The organism is Massilia agri (assembly GCF_024753255.1).
Taxonomy (GTDB): domain Bacteria; phylum Pseudomonadota; class Gammaproteobacteria; order Burkholderiales; family Burkholderiaceae_D; genus Telluria; species Telluria agri.
In genome coordinates, this window is record NZ_JANUHA010000005.1 from 314,158 (window position 1) to 330,683 (window position 16,526).

A 16,526-nucleotide genomic window follows, 5' to 3' on the forward strand; every position below is an offset into this window, starting at 1 on the left:
TACACCGATCAAGGGTGTATTCTGTTGCCTGATAGCTAGCATTCGCATCTTGTTATCTGTGCACTTGGCCCCAAGTGTGGTCGGATCGCATGATAAAATCAGTAGCTTTTTGCCATAGGCGGTCTTCGGCGGGTCGTATGGACGATCCACCCCAGGCTCTTTTCGCGGCGTTGCAGCACCTTTTATCCAGAAATTAAGCATGTCATTCCTGACCCAGATTTTCGGCAGCCGTAACCAGCGACTGCTCAAGCAATACCAAAAGACCGTGCGTCAGATCAACGCGCTCGAGCCGCAGATGGAAAAGCTGTCGGACGCCGAACTCCAGGCCAAGACGCCCGAGTTCAAGGAGCGCCTGGCGAACGGCCAGACCCTCGATGACATCCTGCCGGAAGCCTTCGCCGTCTGCCGTGAAGCGGCCAAGCGCGTGCTCAAGATGCGCCACTTCGATGTGCAGCTGATCGGCGGCATGGTCCTGCATCAGGGCAAGATTGCGGAAATGGGCACCGGGGAAGGTAAAACCCTGATGGCGACCCTGCCGGTCTACCTGAACGGCCTGTCCGGCAAGGGCGTGCACGTCATTACCGTCAACGACTACCTGGCCCAGCGCGACGCGGACCAGATGGGCCGCCTGTACGCCTGGCTGGGCCTGTCGACCGGCGTGAACCTGTCCCAGCTCGACCACGACAGCAAGCAGACCGCCTACAGCTCGGACATCACCTACGGCACCAACAACGAATTCGGCTTCGACTACCTGCGCGACAATATGGTCTACGACGCGCGCGAGCGCGTGCAGCGCGGCCTGAACTTCGCCGTGGTCGACGAGGTCGACTCGATCCTGATCGACGAAGCGCGTACCCCGCTGATCATTTCGGGCCAGGCCGAGAACCACACCGACCTGTACTACAAGATCAATGAAGTGCCGCCGCAGCTGACCCTGCAGATCGGCGAAGAAACCCCGGACGGCAAGGGCAAGGTCGAAGTCCCGGGCGACTACACCAAGGACGAGAAGGCGCACACCGTCCTGCTGACCGAGGCCGGCCACGAGAAGGCCGAAGCCATCCTGACGAAGATGGGCCTGCTGCCGGAAGGCGCCTCGCTCTACGACGCCGCCAACATCACCCTGATCCACCACCTGTATGCGGCGCTGCGCGCCCACGTCCTGTACCACAAGGACCAGCACTATGTGGTGCAGAACGGCGAAGTGGTGATCGTCGATGAATTCACCGGCCGCCTGATGACGGGCCGCCGCTGGTCCGACGGCCTGCACCAGGCCGTCGAAGCCAAGGAAGGCGTGCGCATCCAGAACGAGAACCAGACCCTGGCCTCGATCACCTTCCAGAACTACTTCCGCATGTACGGCAAGCTGGCCGGCATGACCGGTACGGCGGATACCGAAGCCTACGAATTCCAGGAGATCTACGGCCTGGAAACCGTGGTCGTCCCGCCGAACAAGCCGTCGCAGCGCAAGGACCGCCAGGACCAGGTGTACAAGTCGGCCGAAGAGAAGTACAACGCGATGCTCAACGACATCCGTGACTGTTACGAGCGCGGCCAGCCGGTGCTCGTGGGTACGACCTCGATCGAGAACTCGGAACTCCTGTCCGGCATCCTGAACAAGGCCAAGCTGCCGCACAACGTCCTGAACGCGAAGCAGCACGCACGCGAAGCGGAAATCATCGCGCAGGCGGGCCGTCCGAAGATGATCACCATCGCCACCAATATGGCGGGCCGCGGTACCGACATCGTCCTGGGCGGCAATGTCGAAAAGCAGATCCAGATCATCGAAGCGAACCCGGAGCTCGCGGACGCGGACAAGGCCGCGCAGGCCAAGACCCTGCGCGACGAATGGCAGTCGCTGCACGACCACGTGGTGAGCGTGGGTGGCCTGCACATCATCGGCACCGAGCGCCACGAATCGCGCCGGGTCGACAACCAGCTGCGCGGCCGTTCGGGCCGCCAGGGCGACCCTGGTTCCTCGCGCTTCTACCTGTGCCTGGACGATCCGCTGCTGCGCATCTTCGCGGGCGACCGCGTGCGCGCCATCATGGAACGCCTGAAGATGCCGGAAGGCGAGCCGATCGAGGCGGGCATCGTGACCCGTTCCATCGAGACCGCCCAGCGCAAGGTCGAGGCCCGCAACTTCGATATTCGTAAACAGCTGCTGGAATACGACGACGTCGCCAACGACCAGCGCAAGGTGATCTACACCCAGCGTAACGAGCTGCTCGAGTCGACCGACATGACCGACCTGATCGTCTCGCTGCGCGGCGGCGTGTTCACCGACCTGGTGCGCCAGTACGTGCCGGCCGAATCGGTCGAAGAGCAGTGGGACATCCCGTCGCTGGAATCGGTGCTGGCTGCCGAGTGGAACCTGAACGTGCCGCTGCAGCAGATGCTGAAGGACGATCCGAACCTGAACGACGACGACATCCTGGAAGCCGTGCTGAAGGCCGCGGAAGCCTCGTACGACAGCAAAGTGGCCGTGGTCGGCAAGGAATCCTTCGGCGGCTTCGAGCGCAACGTCATGCTGCAGAGCGTCGACACCCACTGGCGCGAGCACCTGGCGGCGCTGGACCACCTGCGCCAGGGCATCCACCTGCGCGGCTACGCGCAGAAGAACCCGAAGCAGGAATACAAGCGCGAAGCCTTCGAGCTGTTCAGCAGTATGCTGGACATGATCAAGAACGAGGTGATCCGCACCGTCATGACCGTCCGCATCCAGACCCGCGAGGAAGTCGAGGCGGCCGAGGCGGCAATGGCGGCGCAGGTGGCCCACCTGGAAAACATCAACTACCAGCACGCCGACTTCAACCCGTCGGCCGCGCCGGAAGAGCTGCTCAACCCGAACCCGGTACGCAGCGACTCGGCACCGGTGGCGGCGGAAGACCACAGCACCTATATGGGCGTGAAGGTCGGCCGCAACGACCCGTGCCCGTGCGGCAGCGGGAAGAAGTTCAAGCAGTGCCATGGCAAGCTGGCGTAAGCTTGTAGAGGTATGAAGCGAAACGGCCGGACAAATGTCCGGCCGTTTTCTTTCGTTTCGTAGGGTGGGCGGGTCTCCCGCCCACGCGTTCAAACCTGGCTGGATCTGCCCGCGCGTTCCTCCGATCGGTACCTGTCACCGCGTGGGCGTTCGTTAATCCGACCATTGGCCGAATTCACCCCGCCCATTCTACAGATAGTGGCGGTGGAAACGTCCACTTAAACGGGTCAGGACTTCACGTCCCGGCCAGCGCCGCGACCTGGTCGACCGGCACATCGGCACCCATCAGCTCGACCTCCGCCCCCCGGCACCACGCGCTCTGCAGGAATCCTGGTCACGTCGATCCCATCGAATCCATCGATACTCGCCGCATGATCGGCACGATGACCCCATCGAACGCCGCCTGCTCGCTCCCCGACAGCGAGCCCTGCCATCCATCCGCATAGACCACCACCACCGCGGCAAAGCGCCACGCACCCGCGCTCATGATTGCACCTGCCCGACCACAATGGGCATTAGTTCGCACGACCCGAATATGCTGCTCGGGCGGCAGGTACGTCACTTGAAGACGTTACAGCAATTAGTTGAATCAAATCAATCTTTGATTATCTTCGCTGACACGAAAATTTGTCGCATGCAATTATATGAGTTGGACGAAGTCAGCAATGTATTCCAATGCATGTCGACACGATACATTGATGAACAAGCGAAGGGCCTTCCCATCTAAGCGGACCGGCGGCTAGCCATTACCTCAAAGAACCCGATCCAAACGTAGGAGTGTAAAAATGAAAATGTCATTACGCGCGGTGTATGGTTTTCTGCTTGGATTCCTTACTTGGCATGCAATCGGCGTGCAACATGCAAATGCAGCTGAAGCAGTCGCACATAGTGTCGCTAATCAGTATCTCCGCTGCGCGCAAACGATTGTTCGTGCAGCGGGGGAGGTTCAAAGCGACGGAGCGGCAGGCTTTGGCGTTCAAGTAGACAATGCACCCTATTTTTTCGTGATCAAGGACAGGGTCAGGATGAGCGTAATTTCAACAGAAGACGGCGGCCCTCTGGCTGACGTGCTAATTGATCAGTCTTCTGCCGACCTCTTTGCGGAACACATCGATCGCCGAGGCAAATACATGGAAGAACTTGCAGTTCGCACTAAAACAAAACTGGACCGGCAAAAACTTGGCTCAGGAATCGAGGCGATGACCGCAAATAAACCCGAATTGAAAGGTAGATATGTCGGAATTTCGCTTCTTATCGATCCGTCCAAGCAAGTCGTGGTCCAATGGAACTGGATCGGAGGGCGCTACGCTAGAGTTAGTGATGTCCAAGCCTTTCAAACATCGGTATGGAAAGCGCTCAGCCCTTGTCTGACGGGCCCGGAAAGTTGATGCTTAGGCTGTCCAACATCAGCTAGCGTAAGAGGTGCCGGCCGGCTTGTGATTGCTGCCATCGCAATGGATGATCAGACATACCGGCGGTGAAACCGGCTCCCGAGGCGGGTCAAGACTTCATACCCGATCGTGCCGGCAAGCGCCGCCACCTCATCGACCGGCAGCGTCGCCCCCATCAGCTCGAGCTCCGCCCCGGGCACCACACGCTCCGCTGGAATCCCGGTCACATCGATCCCCATCGAATCCATCGACACCCGCCCCACGACCGGCACGATGACGTCATCGATCGCCGCTTGACCGCGCCCCGACAGCGAGCGCTGCCAGCCATCCGCATAGCCCACCGCGACCGTCGCGATTTGGCGCTCGCCAGCGCAGACATGGTGCGCCCCATAGCCAACCACATCACCGTCGCGCACCGTGCGCACCTGCACCACGCGCGCATGCAGCGACACCGCCTGTCGCAGGGGATTCGGCCGTCCCGGCTGCGGGTTGATGCCATACAGCGCCGCGCCCGGGCGCAGCAGGTCGTAGTGGTATTCGGGACCCAGGAAGACGCCAGAGGAATTCGCCAGGCTGGCCGGCACGCCGGGAAGTAGTTCACGCAGCGTGTTGAAACGGCGGCGCTGCGCTTCGTTCATGGGCGAATCGGGTTCGTCCGCGCAGGCCAGGTGGCTCATCACGAGGGTAGGGCGCACGCCCGCCAGCCAGTCGCTCCGGCTGCCGAGCGCCGCGAGGTCCGATGGCGCAAAGCCCATGCGCGACATGCCGGTGTCGAACTGGATCGCGGCCGGGAGTTCCCGGCCGAGTTTCAATGCCAGCGCACGCCACTCCTGCAGTTGTCCCGGATCGTTCAGCACCGGGGTCAGGTCGTACTGGAAGAAGTCCCTGGCCGTGCCGGGCGGCGGGCCGTGCAGGACATAGATGAGGCAATGCTCGGGCACCAGCTGGCGCAGCGCGATCGCCTCCTGCAGGTGGGCGGTGAAGAACACCTTGCACCCTTCGAGCGCCAGCGCCGGCGCTACCTGTTCCATGCCGAGCCCGTAGGCGTCGGCCTTCATGACGGCCGCGCAGCTGGCGCGCGACATATTGGCCAGCTGGCGGTAGTTGGCGCGGATCGCGCCCAGGTCGACAGTCAGCCGCGCCCCCGCGCGGGACGCATCCACGGAATCCACCATCTGCCGCTTACGCCTTGACCAGCTCGGGGGTATTGCCCAGTTGCGGGGTGCCGGCGTAGCGGAACACCGCGAGGTCGTCGGCGCGGATCGCCGGCTGCTTGCCGCTCACGAGGTCCGCGATGACGGCGGCCGAACCGCAGGCCATGGTCCAGCCCAGGGTGCCGTGGCCGGTGTTGACGAACAGGTTGCGCAGCGGGGTGGCGCCGACCACCGGGGTGCTGTCCGGGGTCATCGGGCGCAGGCCGGTCCAGAACGAGGCCTGGCGGGTGTCGCCGGCCCCCGGGAACAGGTCGTTGACGACCATTTCGAGGGTTTCGCGGCGGGCCGGGTTCAGGACCTTGCTGTAGCCCGCGATCTCGGCCATGCCGCCCACGCGGATGCGGTTCTCGAAACGGGTGACGGCGATCTTGTAGCTCTCGTCCAGGATGGTCGACACCGGGGCGCGGCGCTCGTCCGTGATCGGCACGGTGATCGAATAGCCCTTGAGCGGGTAGACCGGCAGGGTGAACTGGTCCTTCAGGAGCAGGCGCGAATAGCTGCCCAGCGCGAGCACGTAGCGGTCCGCAGTCAGGGTGCCCTTGGCGGTGCGCACGCCCGTGATCTGGCCGCCGGCGATATCCAGGGCCTGGATGTCGGTATCGAACTCGAAACGCACGCCGAGGTCGCGCGCCATCGCGGTCAGGCGGGTGGTGAACATCTGGCAGTCGCCGGTCTCGTCGTTCGGCAGGCGCAGGCCGCCGACCAGGGTCGCGTGATTGCCCAGCGCCGGCTCGGCCTTGCCGAGTTCGCGGCCCTGCAGCAATTCGTATTCGACGCCGGCTTCCTTCAGGACCTCGATGTCCTTGCCGGCGCTCTCGAGCTGCTGCTGGGTGCGGAACAGCTGGATGGTGCCCAGGGTGCGGCCTTCGTAGCTGATGCCGGTCTCGGCGCGCAGGGCGCGGATGCAGTCGCGGCTGTACTCGGCCAGGCGCACCATGCGTTCCTTGTTGACCGCATAACGGTCGGCCGTGCAGTTGCGGTACATCTGCCACATCCACTGCAACTGGAACAGCGAGCCGTCCGGACGGATGGCCAGCGGCGCGTGCTTCTGGAACAGCCACTTGGCGGCCTTCAGCGGGATGCCCGGGGCGGCCCAGGGCGAGGCATAGCCCGGCGAGATCTGGCCGGCGTTGGCGAAACTCGTCTCCAGGGCCGGGCCGGGTTGACGGTCGATGACGGTGACGTCGTGGCCAGCCTTGGCCAGATAGTAGGCGGTGGTCACGCCGATAACGCCGCTGCCCAGTACGAGAACGCGCATGATGTCCTATTGATCCTTAAAGGGAAAGAAGCCGGATTCAGAAAAGATTGCCATGATATCTTGGTTGCTGGAATAATGGATTCTGTTATTACGCACGTTTTCAGTGAAATTTCATGCGCGTCCAGAAAAATTCGAACCGGGTGCTCGACAAGATCGACCTCCACATCCTGGCCGTGCTGCAGGACGACGCCCGCATCGTCATGAAGGACCTGGCCGAGCAGGTCGGGCTCTCGCTCACGCCTTGCATCGAACGGGTCAGGCGCATGGAGCGCGACGGCGTCATTACAGGCTACCACGCGCGCGTCAATCCGCAAGCCATGGGCCTGCAGATCCTCGTGTTCGTGGAGATCACGCTGCACCAGAAGTCCGAGAAGGCCTTCGACCGCTTCCGCCGCGCGATGCTCGGCATTCCCGAGGTGATGGAATGCCATCTGGTGTCGGGCGACTTCGACTACCTGATCAAGGCGCGCATCCCCGAGATGAGCGAATACCGGCGCCTGCTGGGCGAGATCCTGCACGTGGCCGATGCCGGCCAGTCGAAGAGTTATGTGGTGATGGAAGAGCTGAAGGAGACACTGGCGATTTCGATTCCGCGGTAGGGTGGTCGGCTCCGCCGACCGCGCGTTCGACTCCGGCATGAACAGACGTAGCCTGTGCTCATGCACCGTTTGAACGCGCGCACGGCAGAGCCGTGCACCCTACCTAGCCGTGCAGGTTTTCCATTGCACGGCGCAGGAAGTCCATGACCTCGTCCCCGATGCCGAGGCCGATGCGCAGCAGCGGCTCGCTCGCGTAGGCCTGGCGGAACCGCTCCACCACCTCGGGGTCGTCGCCCACCATGTCCGTGAACAGCCCGAACCAGCGGCGCGCCAGCTGCTGCGCCTCTTGCGACCGCGCATCGCGGTCGCGCGCCATGCAGTCGTGGATCCGGTTCACCAGCTCGACCCACTCGTCCGCATGGGCCGTCTCATGGCGGCGCATGCGCGCGATGGTGTCAGGCGGCAGGTAGCGGCCGTAGATCGCGAAACGCATCTCGGCCATCGCCTTGCGCATGTAGTCGAGCAGTTGCGGCGACATGCGCGTTTCCTGCTCGCCGGCGGCGTCCGCCGCGGCCATGGTGGTCAGGCGCATCACGAAGGACGGATCGCCGCCGCTGTCGCGTTCGAGGCAGCGCAGCCAGCGTTCGGCGAAGGCCGTGGCCTCCTTTGAGGCGGGGTCGACGCCGCTGTCCTTCAGCGATTGGCCCGTGCGCACCAGTTCCTGCCATTCCAGCTGCGCTTCGCGATTCTGGTAGAGCGGCAGGCGCGCCAATTCTTCCTTCGAAAAATAGTGTTCGTACATGGTCATGTTCTCCAGGGTGGTCAGCCAGGTGGACAGGTCCGGCTGCTCGCCGCTCACCAGGCGGGTGCGCAGGTGCTCGAGTTGCGCGCGCATCTGCGCCGCCTCCCGTATCTGCCGGTCGAGCGCGGCCAGCTGGCGCTCCACGATGCCGAGCGGCGATGCCGCCGGACTGTCCAGGTAAGCCCCGATGTCGGCCAGCCCCATGCCGAAACCGCGCAGGGCCTGGATCTGCTGCAGGCGCGCCACGTCGTCGCGGTCGTAGAGGCGGTAGCCGGCATCGGAACGCGCCGAAGGGCAGAGCAGCCCGATGCTGTCGTAATGGTGCAGCGTACGGACCGTCAGGCCGGCGCGCGCCGCGAGTTCTCCTACTTTCAGCATCGATTCGCTCCTTGTTCTTCAGCGTTGGACACATCCTGGGACCTCACGCAGCGTGAGGGTCAAGCACAATATGGGCCGTACCTCGGTCCCGGGCCGCTGGCAGTACAATAATGCATTCGACAATTTTTCCAATGAGATCGCCATGGCCGTCAATTCCCCCCTGCCCGTCGCAGCCGACCTGAAACCCGTCAACGGTGTCGAGATCGGCTTTGCCCAAGCCGGCATCAAGAAGCCCAATCGCAAGGACCTGCTGGTCATGAAGCTTGCCGAGGGCGCGACCGTGTCCGGCGTGTTCACCCTGAACCGCTTCTGCGCGGCGCCGGTCCAGCTCAGCAAGGCCAACCTGGCGGCCGTGCAAAGCGGCGGCAAGCCGATCCGCGCGCTGGTGGTCAACACCGGCAATGCCAACGCCGGCACCGGCGAACAGGGCCTGGCCAATGCCCGGGCTACCTGCGCCGAAGTGGCCAGGCTGATGGGCATCGACGCGCAGCAGGTGCTGCCGTTCTCCACCGGCGTGATCCTCGAGCAGCTGCCGATCCAGAAGATCATCGACGGTCTCCCTAGCGCGGTCTCGAACCTCAAGGCCGACAACTGGTTCAACGCCGCCGAGGCGATCATGACCACCGACACCCAGCCGAAAGCAGCGTCGCGCACCGTCATCATCGGCGGCCATGAAGTCACCATGACCGGCATCAGCAAGGGCGCCGGCATGATCAAGCCGAACATGGCCACCATGCTGGGCTACCTCGCCATCGACGCGAAGGTCGCGCAGCCGGTGCTGGACGAACTGGTCAAGCACGCCGCCGACCACTCCTTCAACAGCATCACCATCGACGGCGACACCTCGACCAACGACTCCTTCATCGTGATGGCGACCGGCACCGGCGGCCTCTCGATCGATAGCGCATCGGGCGCCGATTACGAGGCGCTGAAGGAAGCCGTTACCGATATCTCGCGCAACCTGGCGCAGCAGATCATCCGCGACGGCGAAGGCGCGACCAAGTTCATGACCATCACCGTCGAGGGTGGCCGCAATGTGGAAGAGTGCCGCAAGATCGCCTACGCGATCGCCCATTCGCCGCTGGTCAAGACCGCCTTCTTCGCCTCGGACCCGAACCTGGGCCGCATCCTGGCCGCTGTCGGCTATGCCGGCGTGGACGACCTCGACGTGAGCAAGCTCGATCTCTACCTGGACGACGTGTGGGTGGCCAAGCAGGGCGGCCGCAACCCGGACTACAAGGAAGAAGACGGCCAGCGCGTGATGAAGCAGTCCGAGATCACCACCCGCGTGACGTTGGGCCGCGGCGACGCCACTGCGACCGTCTGGACCTGCGACCTGTCGCACGACTACGTGTCGATCAACGCGGACTATCGCTCGTAATCGATGACGCCCCTCGAGCAGTTCCTGCACCGCGCCGAAGCGTTATTGGCGCGGGTCGAGGCGGTGCTGCCGCCCGCGGTGCCGCGTGAGCCGGACTGGAAGCGCAGTTTCGCCTTCCGCTGGAGGAAGCGCGTCAATGGCGGCGGCAAGTACCTGGCCCCGGTGCTGCATGCATCGACGATCCGCCTGGAAGACCTGCAGCACGTCGACGCGCAGAAGCGCCAGATCGAGCAGAACACCCGCCAGTTCGTGCTGCGCCGGCCGGCCAACAACGTCTTGTTGACGGGCGCGCGCGGTACCGGCAAGTCTTCGCTCATCAAGGCTTGCCTGAACGGCTTCGCAAGCGAAGGCCTGCGCCTGATCGAGGTGGACAAGGCCGACCTGGCCGACCTGCCCGACATCGTCGACCTGGTTGCCGGACGGCCCGAGCGTTTCGTGATCTTCTGCGACGACCTGTCTTTTGAAGAGGGCGAGGCCGGCTACAAGGCGCTCAAGGTGGCGCTGGACGGCAGCATCTCGGCGCAATCGGACAATGTGCTGATCTACGCGACCTCGAACCGGCGCCACCTGATGCCTGAGAAGATGTCGGACAACGCCGGCTACACGCATGGCGAGGATGGCGACCTGCATCCGGGTGAGACGGTCGAGGAAAAGATCTCGCTGTCGGAGCGTTTTGGTGTGTGGCTGTCCTTCTATCCCTTCAAGCAGGATGACTACCTGGGCATCGTCGCGCACTGGCTGGCCAGTTTCGGCTGCACGCCGGAACAGATCGAGGCAGCGCGATTAGAGGCCCTGCAATGGGCCCTGCAGCGCGGCTCGCGCTCGGGCCGCGTGGCCTGGCAATTTGCGAAGGACTATGCCGGCAGGCTGCCGGACAGTGAAACGAATGAATGATGTGTTGAAGAAGCCGGTCGACGTCGCCGTCGGCATCCTGATGCGCGAGAACGGCGACGTGCTGCTGGGCCAGCGCCCGGAAGGCAAGCCCTATGCAGGCTACTGGGAATTCCCGGGCGGGAAAGTGGAGCAGGGCGAGGACATCTTCCACGCGCTGCAGCGCGAGTTCGTCGAGGAGCTGGGCGTCGAGGTGGTGAGTGGCGAAGCCTGGTGCTGCGTGGAGCACGTGTACGAGCACGCGCATGTGCGGCTGTATTTCTACATCTGCCGCGAGTGGAAGGGCGAGCCGCAAAGCCTGGAAGGGCAGGCGTTTGCGTGGCAAGGGGCGTATAGCGTGAGTCCGCTGTTGCCCGCGACGATACCGCTGCTGGAATGGCTGGATAGGGTTCGTTTCGCCTAGACGCGTCTTCTGTTTGAACGCGTGGGCGGAGGACCGCCCACCCTACAAACAGCAATCATCGTAGGGTGGGCAATCCCTTGCCCACGCGTTCAAATCACGTATGAAAACCGATGGGCAACTTCGCTCAATCGTCCGCCAGCTTGTCGTCCTGCTTGTCGCCCGCCGCCGCCCCGGGAATCGTGTACTTCTCTTCGGCCCAGGCGCCCAGGTCGATCTGCTTGCAGCGCTCCGAGCAGAAAGGGCGGTATTTGTTCGCCGGGATCCATTCGACCTTCTTGCCGCAGGTCGGGCAGGCTACAACAGTCATGTCACTACCAATCAAAAATCAGAAATTGCAGAGGGTCAGGTTGAAGGGCACGTCTTCCTCGAGCGCCTTCGGCTTGCAGTCGCCGCCATGGGTCGTGAAGCGCACCCACAGCATGTATTTATTCGCCGAGATCTCGGGAATCGCCCCGAGCGTCTCGTCGACCGACAGGCGCAGCATCTGGTAGACCTTGCCTTGCAACATCTGCTGGTAGCTGCCGCCGGTGGCGATCATCTTGACCGGGCCGCCGGAGTCGCGCAGCAGGCGCAGGACCAGGGCCAGGGCTTCGAACAGCGGCGCCAGCGGAGCGAACCAGCCCATGATGTCGGCGTGGCGCTGCTCGGCCGGGCGCTTCTGCCAGGCATAGTATGAGGGTAAATCGAATTCGCAGGCGCCACCGGGAATGATGGTGCGGCCGCGGATGCTCATCAGCCATTCGTTGTCGCGCACGTTCTGGCCGGTCTTGCCCTGGGCGGCGACGAGGGCGCTGCTCACGGAGTCGAGTTCAAGCAGCACGGCGTCGAGGGCTTCGGGAGCGACGTTCGGATTGCTGCGGTAGGACAGCAGGCTCTGCTTCTGACGCTCGAGTTCCTGCAGGAGGTCGGACTTCAGGTCGGCGCGGCCGGCCACTTCCAGCATGTCGAAGATCGTGGCCAGGGCCACGTGGTGCTGCATGGGGTGTTCTTGGTGCACAAAGAACTTGAACTTCTCGTACAAATCTTCCAGCCGCAACAACGTGCGAATCCGCTCGTTGAAAGGATATTCGTAGACGATCAAAATGACATTCCTCTGAATGTAGGCTGGCGAGCAACCCCGTGATTCTGAACCATGCTGCGCAAAATTACAAATGCTGCATTGACTTTCTTGTTATTTACTGGCCTGGGCCAGGTACATCGCATGCAGCGCCTCCACCTGGGGCCGTAAAGCATCGAGCCCGTCGTCGTTCAAAATGATGTCGTCCGCTGCCGCGCGGCGCTGTTCGCGAGTGACCTGGGCGGCCATGATGGCGCGCACCTGTTCCTCGCTGATGCCGCTCCTCGCCATCACCCGCGCCACCTGGACTTCCTCGGGACAGTCGATCGCCAGCACCCGCGTGACGCGCTCGCGCCAGGTGCCGGATTCGATCAGGAGGGGCACGACGAAGATCACGTAGTCGCCGGTGGCAATGGCAGCCGCGGCGGCGGTGGCTTCGCGGATGCGCGGATGCAGGATGGCTTCCAGGCGGCTTCGCGCGCTCGCATCCGTAAATACGAGGGCGCGCATCTTGGCCCGGTCGAGGGCGCCGTCCTTTGTGGCGAAGTCCTCGCCGAACTCGGCCAGCAGGGCCGGCATGGCGGCGCCGTGCGGGGCGGTGAGGGAGTGGGCGATGACGTCGGTGTCGATCACCGAGGCGCCCAGCGCCGCGAACATGTCGGCGACGGTCGTCTTGCCGCAGCCGATGCCGCCGGTGAGGCCGACCGAGAATGCGAGCCTGGTCTGCTCAGTCATGGCTGTCTCAGGCGCCGGCAACGAAGCCGGCCAGGCGGGCGCTGATGCCGGTGCCGTAGAGCAGGGCGATCAGGCCGGCCGCCGCCAGGTAGGGACCGAAGGGAATTGGCTTGTCGCGGCCGCGCTTGGCGAAGACGATCAGGCTGATGCCGACGATCGCGCCCACCACCGAGGACAGCAGGATAATGGTCGGCAGCATGGCCCAGCCCAGCCAGGCGCCCAGGGCGGCCAGCAGCTTGAAGTCGCCGTAACCCATGCCTTCCTTGCCGGTGACGAGCTTGAACAGCCAGTACACCGACCACAGCACCAGGTAGCCGGCCGCGGCGCCGATCACGGCGTCCTGCAGGGGCACGAAGGTGCCGTTGATGTTGACCAAGAGGCCCGCCCACAGCAGCGGATAGGTCAGGTCGTCGGGCAGCAGCTGGGTGTCGATGTCGATGAAGGTCATCGCGATCAACAGGAACAGGAACAGCAGGGTCGCCAGGCCCGCCAGGCCCGTGCCGAAAGTCCAGACCAGCACGCCCGCCAGCACGCCGGTGAGCAGCTCGACCGCCGGGTAGCGCGCCGAGATCGGCGCCTTGCAATTGCGGCACTTGCCGCGCAAGGCCAGCCAGCTGATCACCGGGATGTTTTCCAGGGCCGTGATCTGGTGGCCGCAGCAGGGGCAGGCGGAGCGGGGCACCATCAGGTTGTAGCGGTCGGTATGCGGCGGCTCCTTGCCGCTTTCCTGCGCCACGTAGTTGTCGGACTCGCGCTGCATCATCTTCGGGATGCGGTGGATGACCACGTTCAGGAAACTGCCTACGAGCAGGCCAAACAGGGCGGCCACGAGGGTGGCGCTGAGGGTGGCCGGCGGGGCGAACAGGAAAAAGTCCAGGGGCATGGCAGCAGGATCCGATCAGATGGTAGGTGCGGGCAGTGCGAAAATGATTCTCCAGATCAACCTATTGTAGAGCTTTCGCTCCGATTTGGCGAAGCATTCGCCAGGCCCGCGGGTCCATGGCGCACGATTGTCGCGGATCAGGCCACACCCGTGGCGCGCGGCTACGCTGGGCTTTTATCGCCGCCGGGTGCCGCCATGCCACGCGCCAGCTTTACCTTTCTCAACCACGCCTGTTTCATCGTGCGCACCGATGGGGCGCTGCTGCTTGCCGACCCCTGGCTCGAGGGCGCCGTCTTCGACAATGCCTGGGCCCTGGTCGACCCGTCCAGCAGCGACGGCGCCCTGCTCGACATCCTCAACGGGGCGGGCGTGCCCGTCTATATCTGGTGTTCGCGCGCCACGCCGGACCGGCTGGCCCTGCCTTTCCTGCGGCGCTTCCGGGCGGAGTTCCGTGGCATCGCGACCTTTCTCTATCGTCCGGGGCGCGATATGCGCCTGGGCGAAGAGCTGCGGCGCCTGCGCCTGCCGGTGGCCGAATGCCCGGACGGCGCCGCCGTGGGCCTGGCCGGCGGCCTGCGCCTGACTGCGCTGAGCAATGGTGACGGCGACACGGCCTGCCTGATCGGCGCGGGCGGGCGCCACATCCTGAGCCTGGGCGAGCGCGCACTGCCGACCATCGCCGCCTGCCAGGCCCTGCTCCCGCGCATCAGCCAGCTGGCGCCGCGCATCGACCTGCTCCTGACGAGCTTCGGCCAGATGGGCTGGTGCGGGAATCCCGACAGCTTCACGGTGCGCGAGGCGGCGGCCAAGGCGGCGGTCGAGCGGATGGCGGCGCAGATCGAGCGCCTGCGGCCCAGGCTGGTGGTGCCGGTGGCGTCCTTCGCGCGTTTCGCGCGGGCCGACAATGCCTGGCTCAACGGCGGCAGGCTGGCGCCGAGGGAATTGCTGGAGACGGTGAGGCTCGAAAACGTGCGCGGCCTGGTCCGCTTCATGGCCCCCGGCGATGGCATCGATCTCCTGCGCGACACGCCGGCCACGATGGCCGCGCGGCACGAGGCGGCGCTGGAACACTGGAGCGCCTGCTGGCGCAACCGCCCGCCACCGCTGCCGCGTCCGCCGGCGGCCTCGCTCGGCGAACTCAAGGCCGCCTTTTCGCGCTACCGCGAACACGTGGCCGAGGGCCTGCACGTGCTGCCCTGGCTGCTCGAAGCCACCGGCCTGGTCCGGCCCCTGCTGCTGCACCTGCCCGACCTGCGCCAGAACGTGGAACTGTCCTATCGCCATGGCTTGCGCCTGCGGCCTCGGGAGTCGAGCGCCCACATCGCCATGTTTTCCGGGACGGCGCTGCGCCTGCTGACGGCTGCCGATGGCTTCGAGACCGCCTACGCGGGCGGCTGCTTCTGGACCCTGCGGCGCAGCGGGCTGTCCACCTTCGGCCGCTTCTTCCTGCCGCAGCGCATGGGAAGACGCGGCGCGGACCGGCGCCGGCCGCTGGCGATGGGAGGGCTGTTGTGGCGGGCGCTGCTGGGGAGGATGGCGCGGCAGTTGCAGGCCGCGCTCCGTTAGAAGGGAAGGGCAGGCGGCATGTCGCCGCCTGCCCGTTTCGCAAGAATCAGCTTGCGATCTGCGCTGCGTCCTTGCGGGTCTTCCACAGCGAGTACAGCACGCCCGAGGCGATCAGGAGGCCCGTCACCGCCAGCGACAGGGCTGCCGGCACCTTGCCCCCGAAGACGAAGTCGCCCAGGAAGATCTTCGAGCCGATGAAGACCAGCACCGCGGCCAGCGAGTACTTCAGGTAGTGGAAGCGCGCCACCATCGCCGCCAGCGCGAAGTACAGCGCGCGCAGGCCCAGCACCGCGAAGATGTTCGAGGTGTAGACGATGAAGGGGTCGCTCGTGATTGCGAAGATCGCGGGCACGCTGTCGACCGCGAACACCATGTCCGTGATCTCGACCATGCACAGCGCCAGGAACAGCGGCGTGGCCCACAGGATGGTCTTGCCGGGCACAGCCGGGTCCGGCTGGCGCACCAGGAAGTGGTTGCCGTGCAGCTCGGGCGTGATGCGCAGGTGGCCCCTCAGCCAGGACAGTACCTTGCTTTCGCGGATATCGTCGCTGCTGGTATCCACGAAGAACATCTTGATGCCGGTGACGACCAGGAAGGCGCCGAAGATGTACAGGGTCCAGTAATAGCTTTCCACCAGGGCGGTGCCGGCGCCGATCATGATGCCGCGCGTGACGATCACGCCCACGATGCCCCAGAACAGCACCCGGTGCTGGTAGAGCGGCGGGATGGCCAGGGTCGCGAAGATCAGCGAGATCACGAAGATATTGTCGAGCGACAGGCTCTTCTCGATCAGGAAGCCGGTATAGAAGTGCAGGCCCTTTTCGCTGCCGAGTTCATGCCAGACCCAGAGGCCGAACAGCAGGCCCGCCGTCAGGTAGAGCGCCGACAGCTTGAGGCTTTCCTTGACCCCGATGACGTGGTCTTTCTTGTTGAGCACGCCCAGGTCGAAGGCGAGCAGGACCACGACGATCGTGAGGAACACCAGCCAGGTCCAGGCTGGCGTTCCCAACCAGAGTGTGTGAAGCATATCCATGATGAACTCCGC

The 16,526-nt window shown here is 64.4% G+C and carries 16 protein-coding genes; 7 read left to right on the forward strand and 9 right to left on the reverse strand.

Annotated elements, in window-relative coordinates; all coding sequences use genetic code 11:
• Positions 1-199 precede the first annotated feature (199 nt).
• Positions 200-2,983, forward strand: coding sequence for a preprotein translocase subunit SecA (gene secA, locus NX780_RS10155; protein WP_258827745.1), 2,784 nt, complete (start codon positions 200-202; stop codon positions 2,981-2,983).
• A 334-nt stretch (positions 2,984-3,317) separates the two neighbouring features.
• On the opposite strand, the gene NX780_RS10160 is transcribed toward secA, so the two are convergent.
• Positions 3,318-3,545, reverse strand: coding sequence for an alanine racemase C-terminal domain-containing protein (locus NX780_RS10160; RefSeq protein ID WP_370663592.1), 228 nt, complete (start codon positions 3,543-3,545; stop codon positions 3,318-3,320).
• Between the two features lie 223 nt (positions 3,546-3,768).
• On the opposite strand from NX780_RS10160, the gene NX780_RS10165 reads away from it, so the two are divergent.
• Positions 3,769-4,371 (forward strand): hypothetical protein, encoded by a 603-nt coding sequence (locus NX780_RS10165; RefSeq protein WP_258827747.1) that lies wholly within the window; start codon positions 3,769-3,771, stop codon positions 4,369-4,371.
• Positions 4,372-4,445: 74 nt separating this feature from the next.
• Here the strand turns inward: NX780_RS10165 and alr are convergent, their stop codons facing one another.
• Positions 4,446-5,537, reverse strand: coding sequence for an alanine racemase (gene alr / locus NX780_RS10170; protein ID WP_258827748.1), 1,092 nt, complete (start codon positions 5,535-5,537; stop codon positions 4,446-4,448).
• A 19-nt stretch (positions 5,538-5,556) separates the two neighbouring features.
• A complete protein-coding gene (locus NX780_RS10175) occupies positions 5,557-6,846 on the reverse strand; it encodes a D-amino acid dehydrogenase (protein WP_258827749.1) in 1,290 nt (429 codons plus the stop codon).
• 113 nt (positions 6,847-6,959) lie between these two features.
• On the opposite strand from NX780_RS10175, the gene NX780_RS10180 reads away from it, so the two are divergent.
• Positions 6,960-7,445: an Lrp/AsnC ligand binding domain-containing protein gene (locus NX780_RS10180; protein WP_258827750.1), complete on the forward strand. Its 486-nt coding sequence runs from the start codon at positions 6,960-6,962 to the stop codon at positions 7,443-7,445.
• 103 nt (positions 7,446-7,548) lie between these two features.
• On the opposite strand, the gene NX780_RS10185 is transcribed toward NX780_RS10180, so the two are convergent.
• On the reverse strand, positions 7,549-8,565 hold the full coding sequence (locus NX780_RS10185) for a MerR family transcriptional regulator (protein WP_258827751.1): 1,017 nt from the start codon (positions 8,563-8,565) through the stop codon (positions 7,549-7,551).
• Positions 8,566-8,707: 142 nt separating this feature from the next.
• On the opposite strand from NX780_RS10185, the gene argJ reads away from it, so the two are divergent.
• The 3 genes from argJ to mutT are packed head-to-tail and all read left to right on the forward strand — an operon-like array spanning position 8,708 to position 11,240.
• On the forward strand, positions 8,708-9,946 hold the full coding sequence (gene argJ / locus NX780_RS10190) for a bifunctional glutamate N-acetyltransferase/amino-acid acetyltransferase ArgJ (RefSeq protein WP_258827752.1): 1,239 nt from the start codon (positions 8,708-8,710) through the stop codon (positions 9,944-9,946).
• A 3-nt stretch (positions 9,947-9,949) separates the two neighbouring features.
• The gene (locus NX780_RS10195) at positions 9,950-10,840 is read left to right on the forward strand and encodes an ATP-binding protein (RefSeq protein ID WP_258827753.1); all 891 of its coding nucleotides are present in this window, start codon (positions 9,950-9,952) and stop codon (positions 10,838-10,840) included.
• Positions 10,833-11,240: an 8-oxo-dGTP diphosphatase MutT gene (gene mutT, locus NX780_RS10200; RefSeq protein ID WP_307732740.1), complete on the forward strand. Its 408-nt coding sequence runs from the start codon at positions 10,833-10,835 to the stop codon at positions 11,238-11,240. Before NX780_RS10195 ends, mutT begins: the two co-directional genes overlap by 8 nt.
• Positions 11,241-11,364: 124 nt before the next feature.
• Here the strand turns inward: mutT and yacG are convergent, their stop codons facing one another.
• From yacG to NX780_RS10220, 4 genes are all read right to left on the reverse strand, one after another.
• Positions 11,365-11,547 (reverse strand): DNA gyrase inhibitor YacG, encoded by a 183-nt coding sequence (gene yacG, locus NX780_RS10205; protein ID WP_258827754.1) that lies wholly within the window; start codon positions 11,545-11,547, stop codon positions 11,365-11,367.
• Positions 11,548-11,565: 18 nt separating this feature from the next.
• Positions 11,566-12,321, reverse strand: a complete 756-nt coding sequence (zapD, locus tag NX780_RS10210; RefSeq protein ID WP_258827755.1) for a cell division protein ZapD — start codon at positions 12,319-12,321, stop codon at positions 11,566-11,568.
• A 90-nt stretch (positions 12,322-12,411) separates the two neighbouring features.
• Positions 12,412-13,032: a dephospho-CoA kinase gene (gene coaE / locus NX780_RS10215; RefSeq protein ID WP_258827756.1), complete on the reverse strand. Its 621-nt coding sequence runs from the start codon at positions 13,030-13,032 to the stop codon at positions 12,412-12,414.
• A gap of 7 nt (positions 13,033-13,039) precedes the next feature.
• The gene (locus NX780_RS10220; RefSeq protein WP_258827757.1) at positions 13,040-13,915 is read right to left on the reverse strand and encodes a prepilin peptidase; all 876 of its coding nucleotides are present in this window, start codon (positions 13,913-13,915) and stop codon (positions 13,040-13,042) included.
• 195 nt (positions 13,916-14,110) lie between these two features.
• Between NX780_RS10220 and NX780_RS10225 the strand changes: the two genes are divergently transcribed.
• Entirely contained in the window at positions 14,111-15,481 is a 1,371-nt protein-coding gene (locus NX780_RS10225) for an MBL fold metallo-hydrolase (protein WP_258827758.1), read from the forward strand.
• A 46-nt stretch (positions 15,482-15,527) separates the two neighbouring features.
• Here the strand turns inward: NX780_RS10225 and NX780_RS10230 are convergent, their stop codons facing one another.
• Positions 15,528-16,514 (reverse strand): TerC family protein, encoded by a 987-nt coding sequence (locus NX780_RS10230; protein WP_258827759.1) that lies wholly within the window; start codon positions 16,512-16,514, stop codon positions 15,528-15,530.
• Positions 16,515-16,526 lie beyond the last annotated feature (12 nt).